The organism is Embleya sp. AB8 (assembly GCF_049739465.1).
In the GTDB taxonomy this organism is placed as follows: Bacteria; Actinomycetota; Actinomycetes; order Streptomycetales; family Streptomycetaceae; genus Embleya.
In genome coordinates this window covers 168,229-188,879 of sequence record NZ_JBMHHY010000007.1, presented here as the reverse complement: position 1 = coordinate 188,879, position 20,651 = coordinate 168,229, and the positions used below count along the sequence as shown (strand labels likewise).

Annotated in this window: 13 protein-coding genes; 12 read left to right on the top strand and 1 reads right to left on the bottom strand. The window is 74.8% G+C overall.

Going from position 1 to position 20,651, the window contains the following annotated elements; translation table 11 throughout:
• The 9 genes from ABIA38_RS12335 to ppdK all read left to right on the top strand — a co-directional run bounded on the left by ABIA38_RS12335 (position 1) and on the right by ppdK (position 17,409).
• A complete protein-coding gene (locus ABIA38_RS12335) occupies positions 1-453 on the top strand; it encodes a GPW/gp25 family protein (protein WP_424638592.1) in 453 nt (150 codons plus the stop codon).
• Complete coding sequence (locus tag ABIA38_RS12330; RefSeq protein ID WP_424638591.1) at positions 450-4,775, top strand: baseplate J/gp47 family protein; 4,326 nt, start codon at positions 450-452, stop codon at positions 4,773-4,775. Before ABIA38_RS12335 ends, ABIA38_RS12330 begins: the two co-directional genes overlap by 4 nt.
• Positions 4,776-4,778: 3 nt before the next feature.
• Complete coding sequence (locus ABIA38_RS12325) at positions 4,779-7,001, top strand: hypothetical protein (RefSeq protein ID WP_424638590.1); 2,223 nt, start codon at positions 4,779-4,781, stop codon at positions 6,999-7,001.
• Positions 6,998-7,885: a hypothetical protein gene (locus ABIA38_RS12320; RefSeq protein WP_424638589.1), complete on the top strand. Its 888-nt coding sequence runs from the start codon at positions 6,998-7,000 to the stop codon at positions 7,883-7,885. The genes ABIA38_RS12325 and ABIA38_RS12320 overlap by 4 nt, the downstream gene beginning before the upstream one ends.
• Positions 7,882-8,850 (top strand): hypothetical protein, encoded by a 969-nt coding sequence (locus ABIA38_RS12315; protein WP_424638588.1) that lies wholly within the window; start codon positions 7,882-7,884, stop codon positions 8,848-8,850. Before ABIA38_RS12320 ends, ABIA38_RS12315 begins: the two co-directional genes overlap by 4 nt.
• On the top strand, positions 8,847-11,162 hold the full coding sequence (locus tag ABIA38_RS12310) for a phage tail protein (protein ID WP_424638587.1): 2,316 nt from the start codon (positions 8,847-8,849) through the stop codon (positions 11,160-11,162). The genes ABIA38_RS12315 and ABIA38_RS12310 overlap by 4 nt, the downstream gene beginning before the upstream one ends.
• Positions 11,163-11,168: 6 nt before the next feature.
• Positions 11,169-13,139, top strand: coding sequence for a hypothetical protein (locus ABIA38_RS12305; protein ID WP_424638586.1), 1,971 nt, complete (start codon positions 11,169-11,171; stop codon positions 13,137-13,139).
• A gap of 85 nt (positions 13,140-13,224) precedes the next feature.
• The gene (locus ABIA38_RS12300; protein ID WP_424638585.1) at positions 13,225-14,397 is read left to right on the top strand and encodes a hypothetical protein; all 1,173 of its coding nucleotides are present in this window, start codon (positions 13,225-13,227) and stop codon (positions 14,395-14,397) included.
• Between the two features lie 312 nt (positions 14,398-14,709).
• Positions 14,710-17,409 carry a pyruvate, phosphate dikinase gene (gene ppdK, locus ABIA38_RS12295; protein WP_424638584.1) on the top strand — a complete coding sequence of 900 codons (2,700 nt, stop codon included), beginning with the start codon at positions 14,710-14,712 and terminating at the stop codon, positions 17,407-17,409.
• On the opposite strand, the gene ABIA38_RS12290 is transcribed toward ppdK, so the two are convergent.
• Positions 17,390-18,217, bottom strand: a complete 828-nt coding sequence (locus ABIA38_RS12290; RefSeq protein WP_424638583.1) for a ZIP family metal transporter — start codon at positions 18,215-18,217, stop codon at positions 17,390-17,392. The genes ppdK and ABIA38_RS12290 overlap by 20 nt on opposite strands.
• Before the next feature lie 439 nt (positions 18,218-18,656).
• Between ABIA38_RS12290 and ABIA38_RS12285 the strand changes: the two genes are divergently transcribed.
• From ABIA38_RS12285 to ABIA38_RS12275, 3 genes are all read left to right on the top strand, one after another.
• Positions 18,657-19,055, top strand: coding sequence for a peptidase inhibitor family I36 protein (locus ABIA38_RS12285; protein ID WP_424638582.1), 399 nt, complete (start codon positions 18,657-18,659; stop codon positions 19,053-19,055).
• Between the two features lie 226 nt (positions 19,056-19,281).
• Positions 19,282-19,416, top strand: coding sequence for a hypothetical protein (locus ABIA38_RS12280; RefSeq protein ID WP_424638581.1), 135 nt, complete (start codon positions 19,282-19,284; stop codon positions 19,414-19,416).
• 68 nt (positions 19,417-19,484) lie between these two features.
• Entirely contained in the window at positions 19,485-20,630 is a 1,146-nt protein-coding gene (locus ABIA38_RS12275) for a lanthionine synthetase C family protein (protein WP_424638580.1), read from the top strand.
• The last annotated feature ends 21 nt before the right edge of the window (positions 20,631-20,651 follow it).

Below are 20,651 nucleotides of genomic sequence, written 5' to 3'. Positions count from 1 at the left end.
GTGGTCGCACCGAACGCGCCGATCGATCCCGACCCCGCGCAGCGGACCCCGGAGGGTGCCGCGGTGCTCGGCCGGGGCTGGACCGCGCCCGCGCGCCTGGACCCGCTCGGCGAGGCGGCCCAGGCGACCGGCCCGGAGAAGGTCCGCGAGTCGGTGCTGCTGATCCTGGGCACCCGGCGCGGCGAGCGGGTGATGCGCCCCGACTTCGGCGCGGGCCTGGAGGACATGTTGTTCGAGCCGATCACCGCGGCCACCGCGGCCGTGGTCCGACTGCGGGTGGAACAGGGGCTGACCGCCTGGGAGCCGCGGATCGACGTGCTCGGCGTGGAGGTGTCGGTGGCCGACCGGGCCGGCGGCCGGCTCGACGTGAGCATCGACTACCGGATCCGGGCCACCAACACGTTCTACAACCTGGTCTACCCGCTCTACCTGCACGAGGGAGCGGCCACATGAGCGCGCCGCGCGGCCGGGCCGACGTGGTCGCCGCCCTGCTCGCCGCCCGCACCGGCTGGGTGCCCGACTGGCATCCCACCCCCGGCGGCCCGTCGCTCGGCGTCGCACACGGACTCGGCGCGCTGCTCGCCGCGTTGGAGGAGCGGCTGGCCCACCTGCCCGATCGGCAACTCGCCGCGCTCCTGGACATGGTGGGCGTATCGCTGCTGCCCGCGCAGGGCGCGGACGGCACGGTGCTGCTGCAACCGCTGCCCGGGGTGCCCGGCGCCCGGGTGAGCGCCGGCTCCCGCCTGGGCGCCACCGTGCCCGGCCACGACGCGCCGCTGGTGTTCGAGACGCAGGACACCGTCGCGCTCGCCGGCGCGCCGCTGGTCGAGGTGTGGAGCGTGGACCCGGGTGCGGACGCCGCCGCCGACCACTCCGCCGACGTGCTGGCCCGGCGCCCGGTCACGCTGTTCACCGATCTGCGGCCGACGGTACGGGAGTTGTACCTCGCGCACGAGACGTTGCTCGCGTTCGCCGGGCGGGCCACCGTCGAGGTCGCGATCGTGCTGCGCCGGCCGGCGGCGACACCGCTGCGGCTGACCTGGACCTGGTGGGACGGCTCCGCATGGCGGCCGTTCGCGCCGTGGGGCGAAGGCGACGAGGCGTCGTTCGACGGCACCGCCGGGCTCACCCGCTCGGGCACCGTGCGGCTGGTCGCGCCGTGTGCGACGGCGGTGACCACCACGGTGGCGGGGGTCGAGGCGTACTGGCTGCGGGCTCGGCTTGACACCGGGCTGAGCCGCGAACCCGGCTTTGTCGTCCCGGAGTTGGCCCACCTGCGGTTGTCCGCGGTGACCACGCACGCCCGGATCGCGCGGTTCGTGGGCCCGGCGGGCGGCGCCGGCAACACGGTGACGATCCGCACCCCGATCGGGACGAGCGTACCGGCGGCGGTGACCCTGCATGTCGCCGACGCCACCGCCGGTACCAAGGAGGACGTGCCCGCGGAGCCCGGCAAGCCGGTCACCCTCGCCGCCGCGCATCAAGGGCACACCGTACGATTCGGCGTCACCGTGCCGCCGACCGCCGCCGACACGTTCGGCACCGGCAAGGACGGTCCGAAGCCGGGCGTCGACTATTTCCCGCTCGACGACCCCGACGACCTCACCGCGCCGCTCACCCCGGACAGCCCGGTACACGTGGACCTGACCCTGCGCCCCGGCCTGGCCCCGGACAAGGCGGTCGCCGACGCCCAGGCGGTGGACCTGACCCGGGCGTTCAACCCGCTGGGCCCGGCGCCGGTCCGCGGCAGCGCCTTCCACGTCGCGTGCGACGCGGCGTTCGGCAAGCCCGGCGCGCGGGTGACCCTGGTGATCGGCCGCCCGCGCACCGCGGCCGAGGAGGCCGACCAGCGCACCGGCGAGCTGACCGGCGGCGTCCAGAACGCCAAGGACTTCCGGGACAAGACCGTCGCCGACATCCGCGCGGTGGCGAGCAGACTGGCCGAACTGACCGCGGTCACCGGCGCGTTGGGCCGCGCCGTGGTCTCGCCGCTGTCCGGCGAGGACCCGGTCGCCTGGTACACCTCGGTCAAGAGGCACATCAGGGACGCGCTCACCGCACTGAGCTCCGCCGCGAACGCCGAACCGGTACTGTTCACCAACGTCGGCAGCGCCCGGGACCACGTCAAGGCCGCGCAGACCGCGAGCAATCCGGCCGCCGATCTCGCCGCCGCCTCGGCCGCCCTCGGCGGCGCGCCCAAGGCAACTGCCGGACTACTCCTGGCCACCGCCGATGTGGCCGGGCAACTGTCGGCCGGGGCGAGTTCGTTGGCGGCGCCGCGCGCCGCACTGGCCCAGGCGCTGGCGAGCGGCACCGACGCCCAGGTGGTCAGCGCACACGACGTGCTCGCGTCCGCGCTGGCCACGGTGCTCGCCACGCCCACCCCCTACCTGGCCGACACCCCGCTCCCGTCCTTCCTCTCCGGCGATCCCGTCGCGTTCGTCACCGACGTCACCGCGCGGATCAACACCGCCAAAGCCGCCGTGGACACCCAGGTCACCCAGGCCCGGACGATCGCCGACGCGCTGGCCAACCTGTCGCCGGAGGACCTGCTCAAGGCGGTGGCCGGGTCGCAGACCCCCGACCAGCTCACCGCCCCCGAGGTGACCTGGGAATACTTCGACGGCGCGAGCTGGCGCCCGATCGGCGCGGCCGGCGCGCCCGCCGTACTGGCCCTGCAACGCTCGGGCGCACTGCACTTCACCGTGCCGCCCGACTGGGCGCGGACCGACGTCACCGGCGACGAACGACGCTGGTTGCGCGCCCGATTGGAACGCGGCAGCTTCTCGTTCCTGCGCCAGGTGAGCTGGACCGACAAGTCCGGCGTGCTCAACTTCCTGCCCGTGGTGGAACCCCGCCCGCCGGTGCTCGACCGGTTCGAGGTGTTCTACCGGCACGTCGCCGGACCCGACGACCCGCGCCACACCATCGCGCTCGACGACCACACGTGGACCGAACTGACCGGCGAACTCGCCTTCCCCGGACCGGGTGCCACCCCGTTTCGAGCACCGGCCGAACCCGGCCCGACCCTCTATCTGGGCTTCGACGGCGAACTGCCCGCCGACCGCCTGGGGTTGTACGTGGAACCCGCCGGCGAGGACCCCGACGCGGTCCCGGTCCGGCCGACCTGGGAGGGCTACGACGGCACCACCTGGGTCACCCTGGCCACCGACGACGGCACCGAGGGCCTGACCCGCACCGGGGTGATCGGCCTGCTCTGGCCCGGCACCGGCGGCGCGCCCGGCGCCCCCGTGGCCGGCGCCGTCGGCCGTACGGTGACTCTGCTCGGGCGCGGCGCCGCGGCCCGATTCGCGCCGGGCGACCGGCTGTTGCTCACCGACCTGCGCGGCGGCGAACCGGTCACGGTGGCCGCCGCCGAGGGCGAGACGCTGACCCTGCGCGACCCGCTCTCCCGCGCCTTCGCGGGCGGCGAACTGCGCGCCGCGCCGCCCGCCCGGTTCGGCACGCCGCGCACCTGGATCCGGGCCGCCTTCCCGGCCGAGGCCGACCCGCCCCGGGCGGCGCTCACCGCCCTGGTGCCCAACGCGGCCAAGGTGCGCCAGGTGCAGACGATCACCGACGAACTGCTCGGCTCCGCCGACGGGAGCGCCGCCCAGGTCTTCCAGGCACTGCGGATCCCGGTCCTGGACGGCGCGGTGATCGAGATCCGCGAACTCGACGGCGACCGGGCCGCGGTCGATCTGCCGCTGCTACAGCGGGAGTTGGGCGCGCGGTCGGCCGCCGCGCTGCGCACCGTCGCGGACCCGCGCACCGGCCGGGTCAGCCAGGTGTGGGTGCGCTGGGACGAACTGCCCTCCCTGGGCCTGGCCGGACCCGGCGACCGGGTCTACGTCTGCGACCACGCCACCGGGCGTGTGCTGTTCGGCGGCGACGGCCACGGCCGGGTGCCGCCGGTGGGCCCGGACAATGTACGACTGCGCAGCTACCGCACCGGCGGCGGCGCCGTGGGCAACGTGCCCGCGGGCGCGATCACCCAGGCGATCAGTGCGGTCGCGGTCGGCGCGGTGAGCAACCCGCGCAGCGCGAGCGGCGGTACCGACGCCGAGTCGTTCCCCGACGTGTTGCGGCGCGGCCCGGCGCTGCTGCGGCATCGACGCCTCGCGTTGACCGAGACGGACGTGGCCGCGCTGGCTCGGGAGACCGTCCCGGCGATCGCGGCGGCCCGCGCGCTGGGCGCGCGGGATCGGCACGGGCGGGTGTTGCCCGGCGTGGTCCGGCTCGTGGTGGTGCCGCGCGACGGGACCGACCGGCCCGAACCGACCGGCGAACTGCTGCGCCGGGTCCGGGACGCGGTCTCCGCCCGGCTGCCCGCGGCGGCCCGCCTGGTGGTCGAGGGTGCCCGCTACTTCCCGGTCGGGGTGAGCGTCACCGTGCGACCGGCGAGGGCGGGCGACGCGGGACCGGTACGCGGCGCGGTGCTCGCCGCGTTGGGCCGCTTCCTGCACCCGCTCGACGGCGGCCCCACCGGCACCGGTTGGCCGTTCGGACGCGGCGTCTATTTGTCCGATGCGGCCCGCCTGCTCGAGGAGGTAGCGGGGGTGGACGTGGTCACCTCGCTCGACCTGACCGTGGACGGTGTCCCGGCCGGCGACGTGGTCACCGTCGATCCGGACGCGGTGGTCTGCGCCGGGCCGCTCGCGGTGCGGTTGGCCGGACCGGCCGGGTCGGGGTCCGGGTCGGGGTCCGGGTTCGGGTCCGGGTCCGGGTCCGGACGATCCTCGGGATCCCCCGGATCCCCGGGAAAGGAGTTCTGAGCCATGCCGCTGTTCCCGCCGAGTCTGGACACCCGACGCTGGCCGGACCTGGTCGCCGAGGTCCGGGCGCTGCTGCCGCTGGAAAGCCCGCAGTGGACCGACCACAACTACTCCGACCCCGGCATCGCGATCCTGGAGATGCTCGCGTGGGTCGTGGACACCGACGTCTACCGGGCCTCCCGGGTCACCGACCGGCACCGCCGCAAACTGCTCGCCCTGCTGGGCGTACGACCGGCACCGCCGCGTGCGGCGCACGTGGTCCTGGCGATCCGGCCCGGCCCGGGCGCGCCCGCCGAACTGCCCGCCCGGCTGGGCTTCGTGGCGCACGGCGCGGCGGCGGCGATCGGCCTGGAAACGGTCGAGGCACTGCCGCTGACCGGCGCGGCGGTGGTCGTGGCGGGCACCGACGACGGCTCGGCCGAGGCGTCGGGATACACCACCGGGTGGGCCGAGCACACCCCCACGCTGCTCGCCGGGACCGCGGTGGACGCGCTCGGGCCCGACCCGGTCGTGGGCGCCGCGCTGGTCCTCGGCCTGGACCGGGCACTGCCGGCCGGTGCGGCGGTGGCGCTGTGGCTGGACGCCGACGGGGCCGAGGACGACGTCCGCACCCCGCATCACGGCGCCGGCACGGTCTGGGAGGCCCGGGTGGGCGGTGACTGGACGGCGCTCGCCGAGGTCGAGGACCGCACCCGGGCGCTGACCCGATCCGGCGCGGTACGCCTGCGGATCGGGCCCGGCGGACTGCCTGTGGAGCCGCTCGGCGCGGCCGGCGCCCGGGCCTGGTTGCGCGCCCGGCTCGGGTCCGGCCGGCCGGACGCGCCGCCGAGGCTGCGCCGGGTGGTGGCCGACGCGGTCGAGGCCGAGTCGGCCACGGCGGCGGTCGGCGCCTACGACGTCGCGCCGGGGACGGTGGTGACCGGGGGGACGGCCCCGGTCGAAGGGGCGTTGACGGCGCTGACCGTCACGGTGGACGGCGCCCGCGTGATTCGCACCGTGCATACCGGCGATCCGGCCGCGCCGGTGGTCCGGATCCTGCGCTGGATCGCGCCGACGGCGGTCGATCCCGGCCGGCTTGTGGCCGAACTGGTCGCGGTCGGCGTCGGGGACGGCGGGCCCGAGCAGACCTTCACCCTGCCGGGCGGCGCGGTCGCCGAGGGCCTGGTGTGGCTGGCCGATCCGACCGGCGGGGTGGAACCGGTACGCCTGGTCCCGGACCTGGACGCGGCCGGCCGCACCGACCTGGACGCCGTCCTCGACGCCGCCACCGGGACGTTGACCTTCGGCGACGGCCGGGCGGGCCGGGTGCCCGAGGCGGGCCGTACCGTCCTGGCCGGCTACCGCGGCACCTCCGGGGCCAAGGGCGGCGCGCTCGCCCCGCCCGCCCCCGTCGTGGTCGCGCCCGACGCCCGTACCCGTGTCCTGCTCGGCGGCCCACCCGCCCCCGGCGCGCTCGCCGCCGCCCTGGTCGGCCCGGCCACCGGTGGCGCCGATGCCGAGGACACCGCCGCCGCCGCGGCCCGCGCCGAACGGGCCCTGTGGGCGCACGAACGCCTCGTCGACGCGCTCGCCGCCGCCGACGCGCACTCCCTCGACGACCTGCCGCGCGACACCGTGCTGCGCCTGGCCGCACCGGAGCGCGCGGTGACCCTGGCCGGCGTCGAACGATGCGCCCTCGACACCCCCGGCACCCGGATCGCCCGGGTCCGCGCCTTCGCCGAGACCGACCCGCGCCTGCCGGGCCTGGTCGCGTCCGGCTGCGTCACCGCCGTGGTCGTCCCGTACCTCCCGCAGGAACGCCCCGAGCCCACCCCCGGCCTGCTGCGCGCGGTCCGCGGCCACCTGGCCGGGCGGCGTACGGCCGGCACCCGCTTCTTCGTCACCGGCCCGAGCTATGTCCGGGTCGGCGCACAGGTGACGGTGACCCTGCTGCCCGGCGCCGACCCGACGGCCACGAGCGCGGCGGTCCGTACCGCGCTGAACACGTTCCTCCACCCGATCACCGGCGGCCCGCGCGGTACGGGCTGGCCGTTCGGGCGTGACGTCTACCGCAGCGAGGTGCTGCGGGTGATCGACGAGGCTCCGGGCGTCGACCACGTCACCGCGCTGTCCCTGCGAGCCGACGGCGGCCCACCCGGCTGCGGCGGCCTGTGCGTGCCGGCCACGGCCCTGGTGGTCCCCGGCACCCACGACGTGGTGGCTGTCCGGGCGGGGGTGGGGCGATGAACACCATTCCGGACCGCGTGGTGGCGGAGCCGGGGGTTCGGCTCCGGGCCGTCGACCTGCGGGACCAAAACGCCGATGACACCCGGGTATCGGCTCGGCATACCCGGGCGGCACACCGCACCTGGGGCGTCGGGGCCGGGTTGACGGTGTGGGCGCTCGGTGGCGGGCGGGTGTTGGTCGAGCCCGGGGTGGCGCATACCCGGGCCGGGGAGTTGGTGGTGCTCGGGTCCGCCGCGGCGCTCGATGCGCCCGGCCCGGCGACGGTGGTGTTGCGCGCCGAGTGTGGGGGACCGCGCGGGCGGATCCACTTCGTGCCGGCCGGCGAAGTCGCCCGGCCCGAGGACGTGCCGCTCGCCGTCTATCACCCCGACACACAGGCGGTGGACCTCGGCGACGGGGCTCGGCGCAGTGCGCACGGGCCGGGACCTACCGTGCTGCGGGCCGGGCGGGTGGCCCGGGGGGCGATCGCGGCCGAGGGCTCCCGGGGGCAGTGGTCGGCCCGGGTCGACTTCGCCCGGCCGTTCGCGGATGTGCCGCAGGTCTTCGTGGCGGCCGAGGGGCCGGCGCCGGGTGCCGGCGGGGCCGGTTCGTCCACCGTGCAGGTGTCGAGCGTGGACGTGGGCGGCTTTCGGATCACCGTGCGACACGCGCTGCCGGGCACCGGGGACATCCCCGACCTGGCCAAGGTGTCGGCGGTGCCGATGGCGTTCACCTGGACCGCGGTGCGCACCGCCGAACCGGTGCCGGTACGCGCCGAGGCGGCCCGGGCACCGGGTCCCGTGCCGTGCTCACCACCGGTCGTATTCGTGCCGAGCGTCGATGTCCGAACCAGTCCCCGAGCGGTCCGCCGACCGGGAGAACAATCGAGGGGGGAGTCCGGATGACCGGCCCGACCACGAGCGGCGCGGCGTTGCCGTCGACACATCGCCCGACCTTCTTCGCCCAGCAGGTGCTCGCCGCCGCCGACCTGAACGACGCGGTCACCGTGGAGCGTTCCCGGCGCTGGTTGCACAACCGGGTGCTGCACGGCTGGGGCGTGGCGCTCGGCCTGGACGTCACCGCAACGCGCGGCGCCAAGGTCGTCACGATCGGCGCGGGGTACGCGCTGGACGCCCTCGGGCGCGACCTGATCCTGCCGGAGGGGGCCGCCCTCGACGTACCGGCGGTCGCCGCCGGCCCGGACGGCGGCGATGTGGTGTTCTGCCTGACGCTGCGCTGGACCGAGGACGACGAGGCGGCGGTGCGCACCCGGACCGGCGCGTGCGGCGTGGTCGGTGCGGTACGACTCGCCGACGGGCCCACCGCGGCCTGGCGGGCCCCGGCCGAACTGCGGGACGGGCTCGACGTGTTGCTGGCCACCGTGGCGGTGCGCGGTTGTGCGCTGACCGCGCCGCCGGACCCGGCCGGCCGGCGAATCCTGCCGGTGGTGCCCACGCCGTATGTGGCCACCGGCGACTCCGGCGCGTGGGGGACGGTGTGGTCGGCGGTCAAGGATCCGGCGTCGGGTGTGGTGTTCGGGCTGCGCACCGTCGTGGACACGAGCGCCGCGGGGTTCGGCGACACGCCCGCTTACCTGGTCCGCCTTGACGGCGTACGGGAGTTGACCGCGACCCAGGCGCCGGGCGGGCAGGCGTGCGTGCTCGACGGCACGCCGTACGTGGACGCCCCCGAGCCGGGCCGGCTGACCGTCGTGGTGCCGCTGCCCGCCGGGCGGATCGGCGGGGTCACCGGCGGGACGACCACGCTGCCGCTCAATCCGGCGCCGGTACTGGCCGACATCGCCACCCCCGAACTGGTACGCACGGTGCTCGGCTGGCACATCTCCTGGATGGGGGTGGAGGGTTCGTGACCGGCGCGAGCGGCTACCGCTGGGTCAACACGCTCGGCCGCTGGCCCGGGGCCCGGTTCGAGGGCGTACACACCGTCGGCGAGCGGATCGAGCTGAGCCCGGGCGCCGCCTCGCTCGAACCGATCGCCGCCGCCGACCTGGCCCCGGCGGATGGGCCGCTGGGCCTGGTCGTCCGGGCCGACGGCACGATCGTGGTCACCGACCCGGGCCACGGCCGGGTATTGCGCGTCGACGGCTGCGACCACGTGGTCTGCGTGCTCGGCTGCCTGGACGTGGCCGGCGGCGACCCGGCCGCACTCGCCGCACCGCGCGGCCTGTGGCTGCTCGACGCGGAACGCCTGCTGATCTTCGGCGACGAGCCGAAACCGACGACCGGACGCGGCGGTTCGGGTGGACCGGCCGCCGGCGGCGGGTGGGTCGGTTCGAACGTGGCTGCCGGGACGGGCGGTTCGGGCGGTTCGGCCGGGTCGGAATCGAACACCGGTGGCGGGTCCGGAAGTTCCGTCGCCCGGAGCAGGTCGGGCGGGCCGAACGTCCGGACCGGGCCGAACGTCTCCGCCGGGTCGGGTGGTTCGGCCGCGACGGGGCCGGCGGCGGAATCGAACGGCCCTGACGCGTACGGCCCTGACACGTACGGCAGTTCGGTTGCCTGGAGCAGGTCGGACGCTCCGCGCGCCGCGGCCGAGTCGAGTGATCCGGCCGGGTCCGGAGCATCCGGCGGGCCGACCACCCCCGGCGGGCCGACCACCCCCGCCGCGCCGAACCGGTGTCCCGGCCACGGTCGTTCCGGTGGTGTCGTGGTTCGTGCGGACACCGGTGAATATCTCACCCCCTGGGCCGATCCGCCGCCGACCGAGGACCCCGGGCTGCGGGCCGCTCGGGAACGGGTCGGGGGACTGGCGGCCGTTCGGGTGTCCGATGGCGTGCTCGTCGTCGGCGGAGCCGGCCAGGTACCGGGCCCCGGCGTGCTGCTCGTGCCGGACGGTGGCGGCGCGGTCCGGCTGCTCGCCACCGGCGACCTGGCCGGGGTCGCGGTGGATCGATGCGGCCGGGTGTTCGTGGCCGGCCCCGGCGGGATCGCCCGACTGGGACCCCGCCGCCCGGACCCGCGCGGCGTTGCGGTGCTACCCGCGCCGGTCGAGCCGGCCGGCATCGAACACTGGGACCGGGTCCGGGTGTTGCTCGCCGAGCCCGCGCCGCCGGGGACGCATGTGCGGGTGTGGACGATGTTCGCCGGCGGCGCCGGCACCCCCGATCCGCCCGATCCGGCGCACGCCGACGCCGACGACGCGCCCGTGCCGACCGCCCCGGACCGCTGGCGGGCGGGCCCGCTGGACGGCCTGGACGTACGTGTGTTGGCCCGACCCGCGGGCCCCGGCAGCCGGCTCTGGATCGGCGTCGAACTGCTCGGCGACGGCAGCGGCACACCCCGCGTCGACGACGTGCGCGTGGAGCACTTCGGCCGAGGGCTCCTGGACGCGCTGCCCGCGGCCTACACCGGCGACGACGACGGCTCCGGCACGCTCGGCCGGCTGCTCGGCCTGCTCGCCTCCGCGCACCAGGACTCCGTACGCGAACTCGAGGACCTGCCCGCCTCGCTCGACCCGGGCTCCGCCCCCGACCGCCCGGACGACCCGTGGCTGGACCGGCTGGCCGGCTGGGTGGACGCCGAACTCCCGGGCACCGCCGACGAATCGGCCCGCCGGGCGGAGATCGCCGGGGCCTACGCCGCGCACGGCCGCCGCGGCACCCCCGCCGGCCTGGTCGAGGCCGTGGCGCGGGAGACCGGGGTCACCGTCACCGTCGCCGAACCGCTGCTGCGCGCCCAGGTCTGGCAACTGGGCACCGGCGGCCTGGGCCGGGACACCACCACCCGGATCGCCGACCCGGGCCCGCCCGCCCTGGACACCACCGCCGTGCTCGACGGCGCCCACCTCGTCCCGGCACAGGACCGCGGCCTGCCGCTCTACGCCGGCTACGCACACCGGGTCTGCGTACACGTCCCACCGGACCACGCGGACGCGCTGCCCGAGATCGCCCGCGTGGTCGAACGGGAGCGCCCGGCCCACGTGTTCGCGCAGGTACGGATCGCCCACCCGGGTCGGATCCCGGGCCGGGTCGGCCTGGACACCCACGTGGCCGGCCCGGCGCCCGCCTGGGCCTCGGGCGTCGGCCCCGCACTGGGCGGGGACGTACGGCTGCCCGGGCAGGCCGCCGCGCACGTCGGCGGCCCCGTCGAGACACGCCTCGACGCCACGCTTCCCATACCAGGCGGTCGCGGGTCGACCTCCCGACCATCTCCAAGGGGTTGAGCACAAGTGAGTCAGGATCGTCGGAACAACGCGTCGGACGACGGCTGCGGCTGCGGCGGGAGCGATCCGGCCCCGGTACCGCCGGTGCGCAACCGGTTCTACCCGGGCAAGCTGATGGACGTCCGGCACTGGTACGTCGAACAGGACTACCACCGCCAGACCGCGGCCACGCTGGCCCGACTGGGCCTGGGCACCGGCGTGTTGTGCGGCCTCGACGTCGAACTGGGCACCGACGGCGCGCTGACCGTCACGCCCGGCGTCGCGGTGGACGGGCACGGCAAGCTGATCGTGGTGGACCGGCCGGTCCGGATCGACAAGCCGAACCAGCCCACGGACTGCGCCGGCCAGGCGACCGGCAGCCCGGTCAGCACCGGCACGGTCGCGGTCCTGGTGTGCCGGCACGAGTGCGGGACCGAGTTCGTTCGGATGCCGGTGGTGGACTGCGAGGTGCGCGAGGAGTGTGTACCCTCGCTCACCCTGGAGCGGTTCTCGATTCGAATCGTCGCCCAGGACCCGACCCCGGTCGGTCTGACCGACAAGCAGTGCGCGACGATCTTCCCGCCCCGGCGCGGCGAGGGCTTCGACCGCCGCGAGGTGGTCGCGGACACCGTCGGGCACGACTGCGGGTGCGCGGACGACTGCGTGGTCCTGGGCACGGTGACCTACGCACCACCGGCCGCGCCCGATCTGGACGCCACCACATCGCGCCCGGTCGTGTACTCCAACCGGGTGCTGTTCGACCTGCTGATGTGCCTGGCCGCCCGGGTGGACACGTGTTGTGCGACCACCGTGCCGCCCCGGATCACCGCACTGTGGCCGCAGGTGGGCGCCGCCGCGACCGGCGCCACCTGGCGGGCGTTCGTCGCCGAGAAGCGGCTAGAGATCGCCTTCGACCGACCGCTCGTCGACGCCGCGTTCGATGCCCCGGACACCTGGCTGGGCCTGTGGCAGCTCGACCACACCGGCGCCCGCCGGCTCACGCTGACCCGGGCCGGCGGTGCGTTCACCCACATCGCGGTGCCCGCCGGCGGTGAGGGCGTGGCGTACACCGTCGGGCTGCAGAGCGACGGGCTGCCCACCTCGACGGTGTTCGTGGTCGGCTCCCGGGTCCCGGTCAGCGGACCGCCGCGCGCCCAGGGCCCCGACGGCCTGGCCCTGGACCCCGACCTGATCGGCACCGCGCTGACCCAGGCCGACCGCGACGCGCTGTGGGCGCAGGTTTCGGGCGGCGCGAAGGACACCACGCTGACCGCCCTGGTGGACCGCGCGCCGTTGCCGAACGTGCCGCCGTTCCCGACCGGCAACGGCAATCAGGGCGGCGAGTTGCACGTGTTCACCCCACCGCCGCCGCCGTCGTTCGCGCCCGAGACGATCGAGCACGGGCCGCGGCTGCTCCGGGTCTGGCCCGAGGGCGGCTCGCGGCTCGATCGTGCGGGCATGTCCGCACCGCAGTGGGCACACTTCGTCCGCACCCCGCGGATCGAGCTGACGCTGGACGCCCCGCTCGCCGACGCCCCACTCGCCGACCCCACCGGCTGGATCCGGCTGTTCCAGGCGGTCCACGACGGCGACTGGATCGGCGGCTTCCGGCCGCTCGAACTGGGCCCCGGGGCGCGCACGATGCCCGAATCGGACCGGCCGCTGCCGGCCGACTCGGTGACCTACGCGTTCGACGTGCGCGGGATCCGGCCGCCGGCCGGCCACGAGCCGGACGCGGTGTTCCTGTTCCAGATCCGCTCCTCGACCGCGGCCCCCGTGCCGCCGGTGGGCGCGGACACGCCGACGTTGCCCCTGGACGCGGACTTCCTCGGCACCGCCCTCGACAACCACGCCCTGTTCTCGATCTGGACCGGACAGCAGCTGCCCAGGCCGCTGCCGCCCTCGGTGGTCGGCGCCCGATCGACCGTGGGGGAGCGCCTGTTCGGCGACAACCCCGGCGGGTTCCTGCACATCGCGTTCGCGGTGGCACCGGAGTGAGCGGGATGCCCGGCGCGGGCCGCCGGCGAAGCCAAGCGGGCGCGCGGCGCCACCGAGACGACGCATACCGAGGAGCTGAGGGACGTTGACCGGGTACGAGCAAACGATCCGGCCCATCGTGGTGGCCGGTCAGGGCGGCTGCGGCTGTGGTTGCGGCGCAGGCGCGGCCGGCGCCGGAAGTGCGTCCTGCGGCTGCGGCGACTGCCTGGCCGGGAACGCGACCGGGCGGCTGCGCCCCCGCTGGTTCGGCGGCCAACTGGTGGGACCCGAGGACCTCGCCCAGACCGGCGTCTGGCTGCTCGAACGTATGCGCCGGCACAACCGGTTGTTGCACGGCTGGGGTGTGGTGTGCGGGGTGACGGTGCGCACCGTGCCGTTCGGGGACGGCGGCCGACTGCCGTGGCTCCTGGACGTGTCGGCCGGCTATGTGCTGGGTCCCTACGGTGACGAGATTGTCGTCGACCACCCGATCCGGGTCGACGTGCGCGACTCGCTGCCCGCCGGCGGCGACGGTTGCCCGCCGCCGACCGACCCGTGGTGCGCGCCGGTGCGCGGACGCCGCGAACCGGGACATACGTACTATCTCGCGGTGCGCTACGACGAGTGTTTGACCGCTCCGGTGGCGGCGGCCGGGTGCGACTGCGAGGACACCGCGTGTGAGTACAGCCGGGTCCGGGAGGGCTTCCGGCTCGGCGTGTTGGACACGCTGCCCGACCCCTACGTGCATCGGAACGACGACACCCGCACCGAGACGACCGGCTGTTCGTCCCGGATCACCGACGCCGGCACCCGGGCCTGCCCGCCGTGTCCCAGCCAACCGTGGGTGGTGCTCGCCGACTTCACCGTAGCGGCCGACGGCACGGTGAGCGTGGACCCGCTGCGCAACCGGCGCTTCGCGGCCTCGTTCGGCGGCTTCGGCTACTACTGCGGCCAGCCCACCCTCGCCGCACCCACGGCGTCCCGATGGAGCGAGGTGACCCGACAGGCCACGGCGAACGTGTTCGCCGCGACGCACACCCAGGACGTGCTGAGCGCACCCGATCCGGCCGCCGTCCGCACGTTGCCCGCGCGCGCCCTGCTGGGCATCGCGGACACTCCGCATCTGGCCGAACTGCTCGGCGATCGTACGGTGGCCGACCTGGCCCGCTCCGATCCCGGGCAACTCGCCGCCGCGGCCGACGCGGCGGCCATCCCGCCCACCCCCGTCCTGGACGCGATCGACCGGGCCAACCTGGTGCTGCGGCTGACGGACGGCTGACCGACGGCTGAGCGCCGGGGGAGGAGTGCGGGGAGAGGAGCACGGAGCAAATCCTGCACTATCGGTCAACTCTCAACCTGAAGTGGAGGTTCAGGTCGGCGTCGCCGAGGCCGCCCGGGGGTGGGTCGCCGGCCCCGCCCGCCCGGTGGTCCGGGGCTACCCTGAGAGGCAGCCGGTGTCGACCTCGTGTTCGAGTGCGCGGGCCCGCTCCGGGCCGGCGACGACGCCGGCGATCGGGCCTCCTAGGCGGCCGGCGCCGCCCCCACCGGAAGAGCCCGTTCGTCGACGGCCACCGGGCGGGAAGGGGCGCTCATGGCCACCGCGTACGTCCACGACTTCGACGCCGGCTCCCGCGAGCAGGCCGCACTGCTCGGCGGCAAGGGCGCCAACCTCGCCGAGATGACCCGGCTCGGCCTGCCCGTACCACCCGGCTTCACGGTGGGCACCGACGCGTGTCGGGTGTTCCTGCGCACCGGCGAGGTGCCGGTCGGGCTCGACGCCGAGATCGCCGAACACCTGACCGGATTGCAGCGGGCGATCGGCCGGCGGCTGGGGGAGCCGGACGATCCGCTGCTGGTGTCGGTGCGTTCCGGCGCCCGGTTCTCGATGCCCGGGATGATGGACACCATCCTCGATGTGGGCCTCAACGACGCGTCGGTGTTCGGCCTGGCCAAGGCGAGCGGCCGGGAGCGGTTCGCGTGGGATTCCTATCGCCGGTTGGTGCAGATGTACGGCACCACCGTGCTCGGCGTGGCCGCCGCGCGGTTCGAGGACGTGCTCACCCGGCGGCGGGCGGAACGGGGCCTCGCCGACGATCTGGGTTTCGAGGTGTCGGATCTGGCCGGGATCGTCGAGGAGTTCAAGGCGGTGATCGGCCAGGACACCGGCGAGGAGTTCCCGCAGGACCCCCGCGCGCAGCTCGACCGGGCCGTCCGGGCGGTGTTCCGGTCCTGGACCGGCGAACGGGCCCGGGTCTATCGGCGGCGCGAGCACATCCCGGACGACCTGGGCACTGCGGTGACCGTGCAGGCGATGGTGTTCGGCAACTCCGGACCCGACTCGGGCACGGGCGTCGCGTTCACCCGCGACCCGGCCACCGGCCGGGCCGGCGTCTACGGCGACTATCTGCCCGACGCGCAGGGCGAGGATGTGGTCTCCGGAGTGCGCAACGCGCTGCCGCTCCAGGAGCTCGAAGCGCTGGATCCGCGCTCGTACGAACGGCTGACCGGGATCCTGGGCCTGCTGGAGACCCACTATCGCGACCTGTGCGACGTCGAGTTCACCATCGAACGCGGCCGGTTGTGGATCCTGCAGACCCGGGTCGGCAAACGGACCGCCGAGGCGGCCTTCCGGATCGCCTGCGCGCTGGTCGACGAGGGACTGATCGACTGGCCGCAGGCGCTGAGCCGGGTGGACGGCGGGCAACTCGACCAACTCACCTTCCCGCGCTTCGACGCGCACGGGGACGCCACGCTGCTCGCCCGCGGGGTGCCGGCCTCGCCGGGGGCCGCGGTCGGCGCGGTCGTGTTCGACGTGCCCGAGGCGACCCGGCGGGCCGCGGCCGGCGAACCGGTCGTCCTGGTCCGGCCGGAGACCAGCCCGGACGACCTGCCCGGGATGATCGCCGCCGAGGCGGTGGTCACCGGGCGAGGCGGCAAGACCAGCCATGCGGCGGTGGTGGCCCGGGGGATGGGCAAGGTCTGCGTGTGCGGCGCGGCGGACCTGGACATCGACGTGGCCGGCCGCCGGTGTACGGGGGCGGACGGGACGGTCGTCGCGGAGGGCACGACGGTCTCCGTGGACGGTACGGCCGGCACCGTGTATGTGGGCGCGCTGCCATTGGTGGCCTCGGCGGTGACCCGGTATCTGGAGACCGGTATCCGTTCGGCGGGGGTGGTCGAGGCGGTTGCGCGGTGTCTGGAACAGGCCGACGCGGCACGCCGGTTGGCGGTGTTGGCGAATGCCGACACGCCGGCGGACGCGGCCCGGGCCCGGCGCTTCGGCGCGGGCGGGATCGGGCTGTGCCGTACGGAGCACATGTTCCTGGGCCCGCGTCGCCGACTGGTCGAGGAGCTGATCCTGGCCCGCACGGACGCCGACCGGCGGCCTGCGCTGGACGCCCTGCTGCCGTTCCAGCGCGCGGACTTCACCGAGATCCTCGCGGCCATGGACGGCCTGCCGGTGACCATCCGGCTGCTCGACCCACCGCTGCACGAGTTCCTGCCCGACCACACCGAAGCGGCGGTCCGGCTCGCGGTGGCACGCGCGACGGGCGAGGAGCCGGACCCGCACGAGGTCCGGGTGTACGAGGCGAGCGAACGGCTGCGCGAGCAGAACCCGATGCTGGGCCTGCGCGGGGTACGCCTGGCGCTGCTCGTCCCGGGGCTGATCGCGACCCAGGTGCGGGCGATCGGCGAGGCGGTGGTGGCGCGGGTACGGGCCGGCGGTGACCCGCACCCGGAGATCATGATCCCGCTGGTGGCCACCGTCGCCGAACTGCGCCTGGTCCGCGCCGAGGTCGAGCGGGTCCTGGCCGAGGTCGGGCAGGAGGCCGGCATCCCGGTGGACTGCCCGGTGGGCACGATGATCGAACTGCCCCGGGCCGCGCTCACCGCCGGGGAGATCGCGGCGGCGGCCGACTTCTTCTCGTTCGGGACCAACGACCTGACCCAGACCACGTGGGGCCTGTCCCGCGACGACGCGGAGGCCGCGTTCCTGGCCGACTATCTGGACCGGGGGATCCTCACCGTGTCGCCGTTCGAGACGATCGACCGCGAGGGGGTCGGCCGTCTGGTCCGGCTGGCCGTGGAGGAGGGTCGGCGGGCCCGGCCGGACCTGCGGATCGGGGTCTGCGGGGAGCACGCCGGCGATCCGGCGTCGATCCACTTTTTCCACGAGGTCGGCGTGGACTACCTCTCCTGCTCGCCCTACCGCCTGCCCGCCGCTCGACTCGAGGCGGGCCGGGCGGCGGGATCGGTGGATGCGGAGGAGGTCACACGCCGGCGGCGGTGACCACCGCGTCGGTGGCGAAGCCCAGGAACAGCCCGGCCAGGATCATCCACGTGGTCAGTTCCTTGACCGCGGCCCGGCGGGCGACGGCGAGGAGTTCGATCACCACGTAGAGGATGGACCCGGCGGCCAGGCCGAGGAACGCGACGCTCAGCACGTCGTTGACCAGGTGTTGCCCGAGCAGCGTGCCGACGAAGGTGGGACCGCCGCCGATCAGGCCGAGCAGCGCGAGCGAGGCCCAGGAGGGGCGTTCGCCCTCGGCGGCGAGCGGGGCGACGATCCCGAAACCCTCGGTGGCGTTGTGCAGGCCGAAGCCGATGATCAGCAGTACGGCCAGGGAAAGCTCGCCCCGCGCGGCCGAGTTGCCGATGGCCAGGCCCTCGGCGAAGTTGTGCAGGCCGATGCCGACCGCGATCATCAGCGCCAGTTCGGCGGCCTGCGTACGCGGCGCGGGGGCCCGCTCGGCGACACCGGCCGCGCCCGGCCCGGCCGGCAACGCGGCCTTGGCCCGGCGCTGCGCGGCCCAGCGGTCGTACCAGACCAGGCCGCCCAGGCCGATCGCCAGCCCGACGAACAGGACCGACGTGTCGGCCGCCGCGCGACCCCAGCGGTGGTCGGTCAGGGCGCTGTCGGTGGGTGCCCAGGCGTGCGAGAGCACGTCCCACAGCAGAAAGATCAGGATGCCGATGGCCAGCGCGTTGAGCGCGGCGCGCAGGCGGGGCGCGGGGTCGGAGAGCCGACCGATCGGCAGGCCGAGGTAGATGGTGAATCCGGCGATCGCGCCGAGCAGGGTGATCTGGGCACTGGACATGGGCTTCCCCAAGGCAGAGGCCGAGTGACGCGGACGTCGAGCGGTCGCCGCCGGGTGTGTGGACACGATCGGCGGCGGCTGGACAGAACATATGGGCCGCTTACCGATTAATACCCCTGGTGAAGGCAAGGCTTGCCTAATATCTTTTGCCTGATATGTACATCTATTCGGCGATGCGGGGATGGACTTTTCTTGGATGGGGGATCGGTGCGGCGATCGGTTTCGGCCAGGGAGTGCTGTCCGAGATCGATCGGGGACTTCCGGTGGCTTCGCGGCGATTCGGCCGCAGGCCGGGCGGCAGGGCTGTTGGCGGACGGTAACGAGGCCGAAACAGAGCGTGCCGCAACTGTCTGTAAATGGGGTTTCACACACCGCTGTCGATACGGAAATCTGGCCTGCGTTGGCAGCCGCCAACCAATCACACGGTTAGGACACTCGCATGATCCGCATATTCGGGACCATCGCCGCCGCCACCACCTTGGTGGGCGCGGTCGCCTTCGCCCCGACGGCCCGGGCCGACGCCGCTCCCACGACGTCGTGCCCCACCGGCAACCTCTGTGTCTACAGCGGGCACAACCTGACCGGGGCGCGCACCGTGATCCCCGCGCAGCTCATCGAGGACCGCAGCGATGCCGGGTACACGATCGACCGGCCGGTCCTGTCGGTGGCCAACCGCACCGGGTTCGACGTGCTGCACGGCGTGAGTCGCCCGGTGGTCTGTATCCGGTTCCCCTGCTACCAGTACACGGTGAACGGGCGGATCGACGCCGGGCGCGACATCGCGTCGGCGGACACGGCGGGCCAGGCGCTCGTGGTGGGCAAGGACTTCGGCAAGTAGGCCGACGGTAGGAACAACAGGAGAGATCGTCGCCCCCGGTGCTCGATGCACCGGGGGCGGCTTTTGTTTGTCGGTGGGCCTTTGTTGCGCCATGCGTCCCGGAACGGCCTGACATATCAGTGGATTTCTCTGGTCTCATCCGGTGTGCCGGTGGCAGGCTGCGTTCGTGGCTGGTCGACCGGCCCGTCACCAGGCAGTACGTCAAGTCCGGACAGGGAGATGCGGCGTGGAGAGTTCTGTTCTCGAACTTCAGGAACTGCCGGAGACCGATGAACACCAGGGCCTCGAGCCGATGATGTGTTGCGACACCGGACACCACAGCTTCGAGCCGACCGATGTGTGCGTGGCGGCGCTCGACTGATCCGCCGATGACGGCTCCGTGCGAGCGGTTCGGCCGTTCGTACGGAGCCTTTGGCGTCGGGATCGGGGATGGGGGATCGGGGCGAGATGGTGGTGGACGCGGTCCCGACCGGGTGGATGCCGGTGGTGTCGGGCTCCGTCGCGACCGCGGCGTTGGCGCGGGTCGCGGTGCTGGCCGGGGAGCCTCGGGCCACGCCGCGTCGGGTGCGGTACGACCTGGGCGGCGGGGGCGCGGGGCTGGCCGTGGTGTGTCGGCAGCTGCACCGGTGGCGGCCGGGGCAGGGCTGGGATGCGATGGCGGAGCGCTGGCTGGCCGCGGCGGAGGCGGGTGCGGGCGTTGGTGTTGGTGTCTTGCGGTCGGGGGGCGTTGCGTCGGGGTTGTGGGGTGGTTCGGGTGGGCTCGAGTTCGCGGGGTGGGTGCTTGGGCGCGACTTCGACCCGGTGCCCCGAACGGAGGTCGGGCGTGGGTGGGACCGGGCGTCCGGAAGTGCGGGCGTGGGGCGCGAGTTCGACCTTGTGTACGGGCTCACCGGGGTGTGCACCAACCTGCTGTGTCGGGTCGCGGAGCCGGGGAGTCGGGAGGCGTTGCGGGCGGGGCTGGCCGTGCTGGTTCGGTCCGTCGGTGTTGGGGAGTGGCCTCAACCGGGTTTGGCGCACGGGGTGTCCGGGCCGTTGGCGCTGATGTCGCTGGCGTATCGCGCCGGCGTTCGGGTGCCGGGGCAGGCCGCCGCGATCGAGCGGGCCGGTGCGCGGTTGGTGGAGTGTTGTGTGGCGGACGACTGGGGGCCCAACTGGCCTGCCATCAACGGTGATTCGCGGATTGCGCACGGCTCGTGGTGTGTCGGTGCGGCGGGGATCGCTCGGGCGTTGTGGCTGGCGGGTGAGGCGCTGGGCGATGCCGACCTGCGGACGTCGGCCACCGACGCGCTCGCTGCGGTATTGGCCCGGCCGGCCCGGGAACGGCTGGTGGACAAGGCGCCGGGGCTGTGCCACGGACTGGCCGGACTGTTGCAGATCACGCTGCGCTTCGCGGTGGATACGGGCGACCCGGGTCTGCGCGGCGCGGCGACCCGGCTGACCGAGGAACTCCTGGACCGCCACCCGACCACCGCCGGCCCCGGTCTGCTCGACGGCGCGGCCGGGGTGATCCTCGCCCTGCTCGCCGCGACCACGAGCACGCCGCCGAGCTGGGACCGGGCGTTGCTGCTCGCGTAGCGGGGGCGCGCCTGTCGGGCG

Excerpts from the sequence above, each read along its gene's own strand:
- ABIA38_RS12330 (WP_424638591.1), top strand. The coding sequence starts at position 450 with ATGAGCGCGCCGCGCGGCCGGGCCGACGTGGTCGCCGCCCTGCTCGCC.
- ABIA38_RS12325 (WP_424638590.1), top strand. The coding sequence starts at position 4,779 with ATGCCGCTGTTCCCGCCGAGTCTGGACACCCGACGCTGGCCGGACCTG.
- ABIA38_RS12320 (WP_424638589.1), top strand. The coding sequence starts at position 6,998 with ATGAACACCATTCCGGACCGCGTGGTGGCGGAGCCGGGGGTTCGGCTC.
- ABIA38_RS12315 (WP_424638588.1), top strand. The coding sequence starts at position 7,882 with ATGACCGGCCCGACCACGAGCGGCGCGGCGTTGCCGTCGACACATCGC.
- ppdK (WP_424638584.1), top strand. The coding sequence starts at position 14,710 with ATGGCCACCGCGTACGTCCACGACTTCGACGCCGGCTCCCGCGAGCAG.
- ABIA38_RS12290 (WP_424638583.1), bottom strand. The coding sequence starts at position 18,217 with ATGTCCAGTGCCCAGATCACCCTGCTCGGCGCGATCGCCGGATTCACC.
- ABIA38_RS12285 (WP_424638582.1), top strand. The coding sequence starts at position 18,657 with ATGATCCGCATATTCGGGACCATCGCCGCCGCCACCACCTTGGTGGGC.
- ABIA38_RS12275 (WP_424638580.1), top strand. The coding sequence starts at position 19,485 with ATGGGGGATCGGGGCGAGATGGTGGTGGACGCGGTCCCGACCGGGTGG.